Below are 13,464 nucleotides of genomic sequence, written 5' to 3' on the forward strand. Positions count from 1 at the left end.
AGACGCCGATATTTGCGACTAATACTATCAGAGCACTTATCCAAGCCTTTATGCAGGTTCAAACCTTTGCCTCCTACGAAGATCTTTCCCAGCACACCGCCGAACATATTGCTAACCGGGTTCGGCAAAAACCCACGGCTACTCTTTGCCTGGCGTCCGGCGAAACACCCATCAGCACCTTTCATCATCTGGTGACGCTGGCGCAGACCGGACAGGTTGACTTCAGCCAGTGTACATTTATCGGCCTCGACGAATGGGTGGGGTTTGGACCAGAAGATGAAGGCAGTTGCGCCTATTACCTCTTCCGCGACTTGTTTGGCCCGTTGAACATTAACCCGAATCAGATTCACTACTTCAACGCCAAATCCATCGATCTGCCTGCGGAATGCCTGCGCACCGATGCCGCTATTGCCGAGCGGGGCGGTCTCGACCTCATTCTGGTCGGTATTGGGATGAACGGCCATATTGCGCTTAATGAACCCGGCACCTCCTTTAATCTGTACGCTCACGTAAGTGAGTTAGCAGAAGTGACTGTGCAGGTAGGGCAGAAATATTTCACGCAGGCTACGCCCCTGTCTAAAGGCATTACCCTGGGGCTCCGGCACCTGATGGAAGCCCGCGAAGTGATTCTGATGGCGAGTGGCTCCCGCAAGGCGGCCGTGATCCGCCACGCGCTGCAGGGTCCGGTAACAGAGGATTTACCGGCCAGTATCATCCAACAGCACCCCAGCGCCCACGTCTGGCTCGACGCAGAAGCCGGCACTCAGCTTTAGCTTAAATACCACTACATCCCCTAAAGGGGGCTTATTGACTACGATTAAGTCTCCTTTAGGGGAGGTAGTGGTTAACTGGTACATTATGTTATGATTCAAAGCATACCCGACAAACCGGCCCCCTCCCGACGCATTGAAGTACTGGCCGGCATTTCTACCTTTCTGGCGACGATGTATATCATTGTAGTCAACCCGGCTATTCTGAGTCAGTCGGGGCTGCCGTTTAGTGGAGTGCTGACGGCCACAGTGCTGCTGTCGTTCTTTTCCAGCCTGATGATGGGACTTTACGCCCGTAACCCTATTGTAGTAGCACCGGGCATGGGGCTGAACGCCTTTTTCACCTTTTCAGCGGTCAAGGGTATGGATATTAGTCCATCGGTAGCCTTGGGGGCCGTGTTCTGGGCCGGCATTCTGTTTCTTCTTTTGTCACTGGCCAACATCCGTACAGCCATTGTTCATGCCATTCCCAAGCCGCTACGTTATGCTGTTTCTGCTGGTATAGGTCTGTTTATTACGTTGATCGGATTTGAAAACGCCCGCTTTATTGTAGCCAATCCCGCTACGCTGGTCAGCCTCGCCAACATCAGCGACCCGATTATCCTGACATTTATTTTCGGGTTGCTGCTAACCGCTGTGCTTATAGTTCGGCGAGTGACAGGAGCAATTATTGTGGGCATTATGCTCACGACCTTCGCGGCAATACCAATAGGCCGGCTCTGGGGCGATGCGACTGCCGTCAATTCCGGACAGAAAACGCTGGTCAATTTTCAGGGACTTTTTGCGGCTCCCGATTTTAGTCTGATCGGCAGCCTGGACCTACTGGGAGCGTTGCAATGGTCGCTCTGGCCGGTGATTTTCGCCTTCGCCTTTACCGACCTGTTCGACAGCCTGTCTACCTTCGTAGGCGTAGCCGAAGCTGCCAACCTGTACGACGAAACCGGTGAGCCCCGCAACGTCAAGCAGTCACTGCTGACGGATGCCGTGGCTACCACGCTAGCCGGTGTATTAGGCACCAGCCCCGGTACTGCCTATATTGAATCGGCGGTGGGAATCGAGCAGGGTGGCCGCACGGGGCTGACCGCCATCGTAGCCGGATCACTGTTTCTGCCGTTTCTGTTTTTATCCCCTTTACTATCCGTTATCCCGGCTATTGCTACCGCCCCGGCGCTGGTTCTGGTAGGGTCGTTTATGATGCGGCCGGTGACGAAAATCAACTGGGGTAAACTGGATGAAGCCATACCGGCGTTTCTGGCGCTGGTGCTGATTCCGTTCAGCTACTCCATTACGCAGGGAATTATCTGGGGCTTTTTGTCGTGGACAATTATCAAGGTAGCCGTTGGTAAGTACGACGAGGTACCCGTTGGGTTATGGGTTGTTGATATATTTTGCGTGTTATCTTTGGTGGCAGGTCACTGAACCTCTCTTCCAGCTATACTTATGATTCTCGTTCTACTATTATCCATTCATCCTCACGCCCAGCTTTACAAGCCTAAGCCGGTAACAACACTCAGACTGGTTATGGCCGTTGTCCGCCAAATCCCTTAGCCCACACGCCCTGCCTACGCCAGCACCTTGCCCGCCCGCTCTTCCATCCATTTCCGAATAATCTGACTGAGCGGCTTAAACTCAATGAGGAAGCCGTCGTGCCCATACAGCGAGTCAATTTCCTGATACACTGCATCCGGAATGTGACGGGCCAGAAACTGCTGCTCAGAAGGAGGAAACAAGATATCCGATTTAATACCTACGCACAAGGTACGGGCTTTGATCTGAGACAGGGCATTCAGAATACTGCCTCGATTTCGCCCAACATTGTGAGAATCCATTACTTTAGTCAGTGTCCAATAGGTGAAGGCATTAAACCGGCGCACCAGCTTTTCGCCCTGGTACTGCTGGTAGCCAGCCGCTTTGTAGCCGTCTAGCTGCTCGTTGTTGTCCAGCGCCTGTGTAAAACCGTAGGTATCGTAGTTACGGTACGAAACCAGCGCCATCGCCCGGGCTGCCTTCATACCCGCCTGCCCGGCATCAGGCCGGCGCTCCTGCCAGGTTGCATCCGCTTCAATCGCCATGCGTTGCGATTCATTAAAAGCAATACCCCAGGGAGAAAAAACCGCGTTGGATGCCAGCAAAACCAGGTTTTCGATTAAGTCGGGTTGCATGATGCCCCATTCTACCGCCTGCTGACCGCCTACAGACCCGCCAATGCAGGTGTGTATCCGCTCGATGTCAAGTTCCTGACGCAGCAGGTCCATCGCACCCACCATATCCCGGATGGTAATTACCGGGAAATCGTGAAAATAAGGCGCACCCGTTTCCGGGTTGATGGATAAAGGGCCCGTAGAACCATAACAGGAACCCAGAATGTTGGCACAGACAATAAAGTATTGCTCCGGATCATAAAAACGGCCCGGGCCTACCATACCGCTCCACCAGTCGCCGGGGTCTGCGTTCCCTGTTAGCGCGTGGCAAATCCAGATTACATTCGACCGATCAGCATTGAGCGTTCCGCGGGTGGTATAAGCAAGCCGAAAGCCAGGTAACGAGGCTCCCGCTTCCAGAGAATACGTATACTTATAATTGAAATACTGTAGTTCCATTCCTGTATATCCCGGCATTCCTACCGGATCAGCCAAAGGCTAAAGTGTAAAAAATCCACTTGCTGCTACAACACTTTTAGCGTGTAGCAGCAAGTGATTCTGTTCGGCAGGGCAGCGTACTTTTCCTGCTACCGTCTACGCTAACGCCGGTTCGGCAATTTTAGCAAAGGCTTGTTCAATGTCAGCCTTAATATCCTCGATGTGCTCTATACCGGCCGAAATCCGTAGCAGTCCGGGTTCGACACCGGCACTCGCCTGCTCATGCTCCGATAGCTGCTGGTGCGTGGTAGCTGCCGGGTGGATGATCAGTGTTTTCGCATCGCCTACATTAGCCAGGTGACTAACCAGGTTTAGACCATTAACAAACCGGTCGGCAACCTCACGACCACCTTTCAGCTTAAACATAAATACCCCGCCAAATCCGCGTTTCAGGTATTTCTGCGCCAGGGCGTTGTATTTACTGCTTTCCAGGCCGGGGTAGTTTACGTACTCGACCTGCTCGTGCTGCTCCAGCCACCGGGCTAGTGCAAGGGCATTCTCCACGGTACGGTCCACGCGCAGCGACAGGGTTTCTAACCCTTGTAATAACAGGAATGAGTTGAACGGACTGATAGATGGGCCCCAGTCCCGAAGCCCTTCCACACGGGCCCGGATAATAAACTGAATATTGCCGAAGGGGCCGTCAACGCCGAACACATCGCTGAACTTCATGCCATGATACCCTGGCGAAGGCTCACTGAACTGCGGGAACTTACCATTGCCCCAATTGTATTTTCCACTGTCGATGATAACCCCACCGATGCTTGTGCCGTGGCCACCAATCCACTTGGTCGCCGATTCGACTACCACAGCCGCACCGTGCTCGATCGGCCGGAACAGATACCCACCGGCCCCAAATGTATTATCAACAATCAGCGGAATATCATGCTTCTGCGCCAGCGCTGCGAAGGCATCAAAATCAGGAATATTAAATTCGGGATTGCCAATCGTTTCCAGATAAATGGCTTTGGTTTTTTCGTCGATCAGGCGTTCGAAGCTTTCCACTTTATCCCCATCGGCAAACCGGGCATCAATACCAAGCCGCTTAAAGGATACCTTAAATTGGTTATAGGTCCCCCCATAGAGGTATGAACTCGTAACAAAATTGTCGCCGGCCATCAGGATATTGCTCAGCGCGATAAACTGAGCCGCCTGCCCCGACGCTACGGCCAGTGCCGCCACTCCGCCCTCCAGAGCCGCCATGCGTTTTTCGAACACATCGGTGGTAGGGTTCATGATGCGGGTGTAGATATTACCAAACTGACGCAGGGCGAACAGGTCGGCACCATGCTCGGCGCTGTTGAATACATACGAGGTGGTCTGATAGATAGGTACAGCCCGTGAATTGGTCGTTGGGTCGGTTTCCTGCCCGGCATGAAGCTGCAGGGTTTCAAAATGCAATGAATCGGCCATGATATGTAGAAAGGTGAAAAGGTGAAAAACAACTTGAAGGCAGTTCTCCCTATGCGTCGGGAAACAGGCCCCTGATTACTCGGCAACGCAGGGAGCTGCCAAACGGGACCCGACAGGGTAAAGCATGAGTGATAACAGACGCAACAAGCGCCCATTCCTTCGACGGATGTACGGAAGAGTTAGCATGAGATTGCGATTTATATGCCCTAAATTGCTTTAGGTGGGAATTAGCACCTTGTCCCAGGCGTTCGGGATAGGTTGCCAGAGGTTCGCGGAGCCCAGTCTCTCCCCTCTTCTGTATAAATCAACGCGTGTTCCGACCAGCAATCGAGGTCGGCGGAGCCATTGACTTGATGCTGCAATTATACAATCAAAACAATGGGAACGCAACTATTGACCGCTATTTTGGCCTATAACATTTAAAAATAAATACTGTGTAAACGGGCTTTACTCCTTCCGCGCCGTTGCTTACTTTTGTGTTAAGACACCTCCCATATGAACAACACCTACCGTCCCTATAAAGAAAATACGGCCCGCAAAGCCGGCATCACCACGCTGAAAGATGCCATCGGGCAGATGCTCCAGTCGTATCAGCTTCAAAGCCGCTTTAACGAAACGTATCTGGAAGCATTCTGGGGGAAAATGATGGGTGCTGCCATTGCTTCCCGTACCAACCGCCTGTACGTACGCGACAATGTCCTCTATATAGAAATTGCTTCGGCCCCCTTACGTAATGAACTGGTTACGGCCAAGCATAAGATGATTCAGCTTATCAATAAAGACATAGGCGCTGAAGTTATCAAGGACGTGGTCTTTATTTGACCCGCTAGAGGAAATTACGAGATCTGAACCGGCAAATAATCTATGAACTTTAAAAGAACCGGCATAGGATCAGCTACTAAAAGCGGCCTCTCCTCAGGTAAACGGACGCTGGCCAGCCACCGCAACAGTACACTGGTTGAACAGGAAGAGAAAAGACAGGATCTGGGCTTCGGCACCAGAATCAACAGTTCGTACGCACGACTCATCAATAAAGACGGCAGTTTCAACGTCAGTCGGGTACATGCATCTTTCTGGCATCGGCTCAACCTATATCATCGGCTGATTACCATGTCGTGGCCTAAATTCCTGCTCCTGGTTTTTGCCGCATACATGACCGTAAATGCCATTTTCTCCATCTTATATCTGCTGGCCGGTCCGGAATACCTGAAGGGATTACCTGAAAGTAATACCGGTAATAGGTTTTGGGGAGCTTTCTTTTTCAGTGCGCAGACACTCACAACCGTAGGCTACGGGCACGTAAGCCCATCTGGCTACCTGACCAGCGCCATTGCTGCTTTTGAATCTATGATTGGTTTGCTGGCATTTGCCCTAGCAACGGGTCTGCTGTACGGGCGGTTTTCGCGACCAATAGCCCATGTACGGTTTTCCCGGAATGCCGTCTTTGGCCCTTACCTCGACGTAAATGCCTGGATGTTTCGCATCATCAACCAGCGCTCCAATCAACTGATCGATGTGGAAGTCGAAGTATCGCTCTCCCAACTGGAAACTAAACCCGACGGCACACCGTTCCGGCGCTACTATCTATTGAAACTGGAACGCAGTAAAGTCAACTTTTTCCCGGCAAACTGGACATTGGTGCATCCGATAACCGAGAGCAGCCCGCTCTACGGGTGTACGCCTGAACAGTTAGAGGAATCTGATGCCGAATTTCTGATCCTGCTCCGGGCCGTTGATGATACCTTTTCTCAAATGGTTCATGCCCGTACATCGTACCGGGCAGATGAAGTATTGTGGGGGCGCAAATTCCGTTCTATGGTTGATAGCAAAACTTCCGGCAATTATTCGCTGGATATGGATACATTTGATGATACCAGTGAAGTGCCGCTAAACTCGTAATTTGCGGATCCCATTAAGCCGCACCAGCAGAGATGCTGGTGGTGACATTGCATGACTCAACCTCCCTTTTTGTGTGCCGGTGATACCGTCGGAGTGGTAGCTCCGGCCAGTCGTTTCCTGTACGAAGACATCCTCCCCGGCCTGACAATCCTGCAGGACAACTGGCAACTGACCGTAGTGGAGGGAGAAAGCCTGAAGGCGCGGCATGGCTCCTTTGCCGGTACCGATGACCTCCGGCGGGCCGACCTCCAGCGTATGCTCGACGACCCCGCTATTAAAGCTATTTTTGCCGCCCGTGGTGGATACGGCTGCACCCGACTGGTCGACCAACTGGATTTCACGCAGTTCATGAAACACCCTAAGTGGCTGATTGGCTTCAGTGATATTACGGTGCTGCATTGTCACCTGCACCAGTTAGGCGTAGAAAGTCTCCATGCCATTATGCCAAAGCTGTTCGGCAGCGAAGAAGTCGCTGAATCTGTTGAGACGCTGCGGAAATGGGTATTCGGCGAGATAATAAGCGCATACCGTACGCCCCCCCACCTGCTGAATCGAACTGGTCAGGCCACCGGCCCGGTAGTTGGCGGCAATCTGACCCTGCTCACCCACGTTATCGGGTCGTCATCAGACATATCGCTGAATGGGAAGATTCTGTTCATCGAAGACATTGAAGAGTACCTGCACAACCTGGACCGGATGCTGCGCCAGCTCCGGCGGGCCGGGCGTCTGGATACGCTGGCGGGGCTGCTGGTAGGTCAGTTTACCGATATGAAAGACAACCCATCGCTGCCTTATGAGCAGTCGCCGTACGAGATTGTCGCGGAGGTCGTTGCTGATTATGACTTTCCGGTTTGCTACGATTTTCCGGTCGGTCACGTAGCCCGTAATCTGGCGCTTCCGATTGGGCACGATGCGATGCTGGAGGTAACAGGCGAAGGTGGCGTGTTATCGTTCACCAGGGCAGAAACAATCATTTAACGTCCGTTACGTATGCCTGTATACCACCAGAACGTGGTTTGGGTTACCGGGGCTTCTTCCGGCATTGGCGAAGCACTGGCCCTCGAACTGGCCCGGCAGGGTGCCCGGCTGGTCTTGTCAGCCCGTCGGGAAGACGAGTTGCAGCGGGTAGCCGGCCAAACGGGTTTACCGGCCTCAGAGGTGTTGGTGTTGCCGATGGATATAACCGATATTAACAGCTTTCCCGGCAAGGTACAAGTCGTGCTGCAGCGCTTCGGCCGCATCGATTATGTTTTCCAAAACGCCGGTATCACCCAGCGGGGCACCGTTGCGGAAACAGAGTTTGACGTATACCGGCGGCTGATGGAGATCAACTTTTTTGGGGTGGTAGCCCTGACCAAAGCCGTACTGCCCCACATGCTCCGGCAGCAGAGCGGACATTTTGTGGTAACCAGCAGCGTTGCCGGCAAAATCGGGGTGAAACAACGCTCGGGTTATTGCGCCAGCAAACACGCCCTGCACGGCTTCTTCGACTCATTACGCGCCGAAATACACGATCAGGGTCTGCGGGTAACCATTGTCTGTCCGGGGTATATTAAAACGCCAATTTCCCTAAGCGCCCTCAACGAAAAAGGAGAGGCCTACAACCGCATGAACACCAGTCAGGCGCAGGGCATGGAGGCAGATGTGTTTGCCCGCCGGGTGGCGCAGGCCGTGGCCTACGGCAAGGAGGAATACTATATCGGCGGCAAAGAAATTGCGGGCATCTACCTGAAGCGTCTCTTCCCGGCCATTTTGTCGCGGCTGGTACGCAGCCGGGCGGCCGAATCCTAAAAGCAAAAGCGCCCCAGGCGTGGCTCAGGGACGCTTTTGACGGTAAGACAGTTACCGCGTTTATCGGGTGCTGGCAGTCGACTTGGCGGTGCGCTGCTCCATATAGTCGACGGTCAGGTGGCAGAGTGACTTCACGCCCAGGGTAAATCCGCTTTCGTCAATCTGGAAATCCGGCGTATGATGCGGGGCGGCATCTTCCACCTTTTTCCCCTTCGTCATTCCGCCCAGGAAGTAAAAGAAGCCAGGTACCTTCTGCTGATAGAACGAGAAATCCTCGGCACCGGTCCAGGCCGGGGTAATCACCACCTTATCTTTCCCGGCTACAGCCTCCAGCGTCGGCACCATCTGGTCGGTCAGCTTGGGGTCGTTGTAGGTAACCGGGTACATCACATCAATTTTCACGTCGGCTTTGGCACCGGCACTTTCGGCAATGTTACCGGCGATCTCATTAATCCGCCGGTGAATCGTCTTTTGCATATCGGGCGTAAACGACCGGATAGTGCCAATCATATTCACTTCTTCCGGAATAATGTTTTGTCGAATTCCGCCATGAATGGCTCCTACCGTTACAACGGCAGCGGCATCGGTCAGCGGCAGGTTACGGCTGACAATCGTCTGCAAACCCATCACGATCTGTGAAGAAGTCACGATAGGGTCAACACCCGACCAGGGATTGGCTCCGTGCGTCTGCTTGCCTCTTACCTTAATGCTGTACTGGTCCACAGCCGCCATAATGGCACCCGGCCGGTACTTGATGGTACCTACTTCGGTCTGGGAATTAATATGGAGGCCAAAAATGGCGTCTACCTTCGGGTTCTCCAGAACGCCCTCCTTCACCATCAGTTCAGCGCCCCCCTCTTCACCCTGCGGAGGGCCTTCCTCGGCCGGCTGGAAAATAAACTTAACGGTTCCTTTCAGATCACTTTTTACAGAAGCCAGCACCTCGGCCACCCCCATCAGAATGGCCACATGGCTATCGTGCCCGCAGGCGTGCATGACGCCGGTTTTCTGACCATTGAATTCGGTTGAAATGGTTGACTTAAACGGCAGATCAACTCGTTCAGTCACCGGCAGACCATCCATATCGGCCCGCAAGGCTACAACTGGCCCTGGCTTTCCTCCTTTCAGGATACCGACCACGCCGGTTTTTGCCACGCCGGTTTTAACATCTATGCCTAATGAGTGCAGGTGAGCCGCAATTTTGGCTGCTGTCTGAAACTCCCGATTGCCCAGTTCCGGGTTCTGGTGAAACTCCCGGCGCCAGGTAATTACTTTTTTCTCCAGTCCTTCGGCCAGTTTATCCATCCGGTTTTTCAGCGCCTGGGGCTGGGCCCATAAAGCAGGAGCAACCAGGCTGGCGACAAAAGCCTTGGTTAGGGCGTATCTGAAATGCTTCATAATAGATTGAATCGGTACATGATCAGACCAAAGATAGCACACAAATCAGTCATTAACAGCGTAGCCTGCTAATTCCCGTACCAACCGGCAGACCTAGCTAAGCCACTGGTTAAAACCAGCTCTGCCTGCCCTCCTGCAACCAAATTTAATTTGGCGGTAGCCGTACGATAAATTCATCATTTATTGCCATTTAAGCGGAGCGTTAAACATTAAAAAAACTTTAAATAAAAATTAGAAACGAGGTTGGGCTGGATTCTTTTTGCAGTAAAAACGCCTGACAATCAATAATGGGGGCACAAACCTATTAAAAACAAGTTAATCTGCTAAAGCATGGTATCAAAGATTTTACCGAAGGCTACCCATCAAGGCCAATAATCTTTAAATACAATTTTCCTTTTTAAGTCTTTCCCGTTAGTTTTGCACCCGTTTTCTTACTTAAACCAAACTTTATACTAGCTCTATGAGAAAACTTTTATCGGGTTTCTGGCTCCTGTGTGTGCTTACCCTACCCGCACTGGCCCAGGACCGTACCGTAATCGGTAAAGTCACTTCATCTGACGACGGCACCCCCCTACCGGGTGTAACTGTGCAAGTAAAAGGTACAACCCGCGGAACGTCTACCGACTCCGAAGGTAACTACCGGATCAACGCAGCCGACAATGCCCGGCTGGTATTTAGCTTCATCGGCTTCAACGCGCAAGAGGTGGCAATCGGCGGCCGTTCAACGGTCAATGTAACACTTCAGAGTAACACCACTGAATTAAGTGAAGTTGTCGTAACAGGTTACGGCGGAACACTTAGCAAACGCGAAATCACCGGCTCAATCTCCAAGATTAAGGGTAGCGACATCGAAAACATGCCGATCCAGAGTTTCGACCGGGCCCTGCAGGGTCGGGCGGCTGGTGTGCAGATTTCGTCGGCCAACGGTATTCCGGGAGGAGCTGTTCAGGTGCGTATCCGGGGTGTCGGTTCAATTGCCGCCGGTACCGATCCGCTTTACATCGTCGACGGTGTTCAACTGAACAGCAACCGGACGTCATCATTCACCAGTACCAACCCGCTCTCGTTTCTGAATCCGAACGACATCGAGTCAATCGAAGTCCTGAAAGATGCCGCTGCGGCTTCCATCTATGGTTCTCAGGCGGCTAATGGGGTTGTGCTGGTAACGACCAAGAAAGGGAAAGCTGGTCGGACGCAGTTCAACCTGAATACCTACTATGCGTTTGTTGAGCCGGTTAAATACCTGGACGTATTGAATACACAGCAGTGGCTTCAGATGCGTACGGAAGCCGTTTTCAACCAGACGGCCGCTACCAACCCAGCTTACACCGTTGAGCAGGCCCGCCGTGCTGTTTTATCCTCAGTGCGCCTGAGTCCTGAGCTTTCGGAATCCGAAATTGCTGCCCTGCCGACCTATGACTGGCAGAAAGTAGGTATCCGCAGCGGTCGTGGTCAGAACTACGAATTCTCAATGAACGGTGGTAGTGATAAGACTACCTTCTTCATTTCGGCCGCTTATAACGATCAGGATGCCAGCCTGCGGAATGTTGACTTCAAGCGGGGTACCAGTACGATTAACCTGACGCACAAGATCAACAACCGGATTACGCTGGATCAGAAGCTGAACCTCAGCACTATCACCCAGCGGGGTCAATTTGGTTCTCCGAACGGTGGTACATTCCTGGGCGCGGCTGCGTTCGCGGGTCCGCTGATCATTCCGGTCAACCCGATTTATAATCCGGATGGCAGTTACTATGGTACGCCGGCTACTGGTGGCCTGGCCGGTATTCTGAACCAGAACCCGCTGATGGTTACTGAACTGAATGACATTCGGGCTTCGACCAACTCGGCTGTTGGTAACCTGAGTTTGACGTACCGGATTACAGACAACCTGACGCTAAAGCCGTTTGTTGGTATGGACTATCGTATGACTCGCGGCCGGTATTATAGCGACCCGCGTACGGCCGATGGAATCAACGTTCGGGGCCGGGTACAGAACCAGTTTGACGAAATCACCAACTTTATCAGCAACATAACGCTGAATTACAACAAGACATTCAACTCGGTACACAATGTAGGCTTTCTGGCCGGTGCTGAGTACCGCAGTGATGTCCGTGAGGGTATCAGCATCCAGGCTGAAAACCTGCCGACGCCTGACTTCCGTTATGCAAACTCAGCTGCCAACCCTATCGCTACGGGTGGTTTCTGGACCGGCTTCCGCAAAGACGCCCTGTTTGCCAACCTGAAGTATGAATTCGGCGGCAGATACGTGCTGAACCTGATTGGCCGGTACGATGGCTCGTCGCGTTTTGGTCGTGAGAACCGGTACGGTTTCTTCCCGGCAGCCGCAGCATCGTGGTTGATCTCAGAAGAAAGTTTTCTGAAGGGCAGCCCGGTAGTGAACACCCTGAAACTGCGCGCCAGCTACGGATCTACAGGTAACGACCAGATTGGTAACTTCCCGTCACTGGGTCTGTTTGAAGGTGGTTTCGGGTACAACAACCAGGCAGGTATGGCCCCGACTCAGTTGTCGAACCCGAACCTGAAATGGGAGCAGAACATTACCACGAACCTGGGTCTGGATTTTGGTTTCTTCAATAACCGGATTACCGGTGCCGTTGACGTTTTCGAACGCCGTAGCAAAGACCTGCTGCTGTTTAAGCCGGTTCCGTTTGTGAATGGTTTCAGCGAAGTAGCGCAGAATGTTGGTGAGGTTAAAAACCGGGGTATCGAGTTTGAAATCACTACTACAAACTTCGACCGGGGTGGTTTCAAATGGTCAACCAGCTTCAACTACACGTTTGTGAAGAGCAACGTAACCAAGCTGTTCGACGGTATTACGCCCCTGGCTACGCCCGACAGTCTGGTAGCCCTGCCGGGTAATACGAGCGTCATCATCGGTTATCCGCTGGGTACCATCTTCACCTCACGCTACGCAGGGGTTAACCCGGCTACGGGTCGGGGTATGTGGTACGATGCCAACGGCAATATCACCTACGCCCCACGTAACCCGGCTGATTTCAAAGTGATGGGCTCTAACATCCCGACTACATTCGGTGGTTTGACCAACAGCTTCTCGTATGCCGGATTTGATCTGAACGTCCTGTTCCAGTACGAGTTTGGTCGGAAAGAATTCAACAGCCAGGGCAGCTTTATGTCGGAAAACGGTGGTCGTCTGTTCAACACGCTGTCTGAGGTATACAACCGTCGCTGGCAGAAGCCGGGCGATATCACCGATATTCCCCGCCCGTACAACGGTAACGCCGAAATTCGTGGTTCCAGCAACCTGACCGGTACCCGTACCCTGGAAGATGCCTCTTACATCCGTCTGAAGCAGATTGACTTCGGTTATAACATTCCGGCGGCCTTTGCCAAGCGCGTACGCGTAAACAGAGCGCGTCTGTACGCTCAGGCCGTTAACCTGATCACCTGGAGCAAGTGGACCGGCTACGATGCTGAGTTCCTGAACCTGGGAGCCGGTAACAGTGGTGTTGTACCCATTGCCCGTACGTACACAGTTGGTCTTCAGTTAGGCTTCTAAAATTTTGATTGAC

General features: G+C 52.6%; 10 protein-coding genes and 1 riboswitch. Of the genes, 7 read left to right on the forward strand and 3 right to left on the reverse strand.

Annotated elements, in window-relative coordinates; all coding sequences use genetic code 11:
- The first annotated feature begins 50 nt into the window (after positions 1 to 50).
- Positions 51 to 773: a 6-phosphogluconolactonase gene (locus ABD949_RS06885; RefSeq protein ID WP_345241906.1), complete on the forward strand. Its 723-nt coding sequence runs from the start codon at positions 51 to 53 to the stop codon at positions 771 to 773.
- A 90-nt stretch (positions 774 to 863) separates the two neighbouring features.
- Complete coding sequence (locus tag ABD949_RS06890; protein WP_345241907.1) at positions 864 to 2,189, forward strand: NCS2 family permease; 1,326 nt, start codon at positions 864 to 866, stop codon at positions 2,187 to 2,189.
- Between the two features lie 143 nt (positions 2,190 to 2,332).
- Here the strand turns inward: ABD949_RS06890 and ABD949_RS06895 are convergent, their stop codons facing one another.
- Both ABD949_RS06895 and ABD949_RS06900 read right to left on the reverse strand, forming a co-directional pair.
- A complete protein-coding gene (locus tag ABD949_RS06895) occupies positions 2,333 to 3,370 on the reverse strand; it encodes a homoserine O-acetyltransferase family protein (RefSeq protein ID WP_345241909.1) in 1,038 nt (345 codons plus the stop codon).
- Between the two features lie 135 nt (positions 3,371 to 3,505).
- On the reverse strand, positions 3,506 to 4,822 hold the full coding sequence (locus ABD949_RS06900) for an O-acetylhomoserine aminocarboxypropyltransferase/cysteine synthase family protein (RefSeq protein ID WP_345241910.1): 1,317 nt from the start codon (positions 4,820 to 4,822) through the stop codon (positions 3,506 to 3,508).
- Positions 4,823 to 5,016: 194 nt separating this feature from the next.
- Positions 5,017 to 5,128, reverse strand: a riboswitch (SAM riboswitch).
- Between the two features lie 189 nt (positions 5,129 to 5,317).
- On the opposite strand from ABD949_RS06900, the gene ABD949_RS06905 reads away from it, so the two are divergent.
- Genes ABD949_RS06905 through ABD949_RS06920 form a run of 4 tightly spaced genes read left to right on the forward strand, consistent with a single transcriptional unit; the run spans position 5,318 to position 8,512 of the window.
- Positions 5,318 to 5,644: a DciA family protein gene (locus tag ABD949_RS06905; protein WP_345241911.1), complete on the forward strand. Its 327-nt coding sequence runs from the start codon at positions 5,318 to 5,320 to the stop codon at positions 5,642 to 5,644.
- 42 nt (positions 5,645 to 5,686) lie between these two features.
- Positions 5,687 to 6,721 (forward strand): ion channel, encoded by a 1,035-nt coding sequence (locus tag ABD949_RS06910; protein ID WP_345241913.1) that lies wholly within the window; start codon positions 5,687 to 5,689, stop codon positions 6,719 to 6,721.
- A 51-nt stretch (positions 6,722 to 6,772) separates the two neighbouring features.
- Entirely contained in the window at positions 6,773 to 7,699 is a 927-nt protein-coding gene (locus ABD949_RS06915) for a S66 peptidase family protein (protein WP_345241915.1), read from the forward strand.
- A gap of 12 nt (positions 7,700 to 7,711) precedes the next feature.
- The gene (locus ABD949_RS06920; protein ID WP_345241917.1) at positions 7,712 to 8,512 is read left to right on the forward strand and encodes an SDR family oxidoreductase; all 801 of its coding nucleotides are present in this window, start codon (positions 7,712 to 7,714) and stop codon (positions 8,510 to 8,512) included.
- A 60-nt stretch (positions 8,513 to 8,572) separates the two neighbouring features.
- On the opposite strand, the gene ABD949_RS06925 is transcribed toward ABD949_RS06920, so the two are convergent.
- Positions 8,573 to 9,910 (reverse strand): amidohydrolase, encoded by a 1,338-nt coding sequence (locus tag ABD949_RS06925; protein WP_345241919.1) that lies wholly within the window; start codon positions 9,908 to 9,910, stop codon positions 8,573 to 8,575.
- Positions 9,911 to 10,370: 460 nt separating this feature from the next.
- Between ABD949_RS06925 and ABD949_RS06930 the strand changes: the two genes are divergently transcribed.
- Positions 10,371 to 13,451 (forward strand): SusC/RagA family TonB-linked outer membrane protein, encoded by a 3,081-nt coding sequence (locus tag ABD949_RS06930; RefSeq protein ID WP_345241921.1) that lies wholly within the window; start codon positions 10,371 to 10,373, stop codon positions 13,449 to 13,451.
- Positions 13,452 to 13,464: the final 13 nt, after the last annotated feature.

Origin of the sequence: Nibrella saemangeumensis (genome assembly GCF_039541915.1) — a bacterium.
GTDB lineage: Bacteria > Bacteroidota > Bacteroidia > Cytophagales > Spirosomataceae > Nibrella > Nibrella saemangeumensis.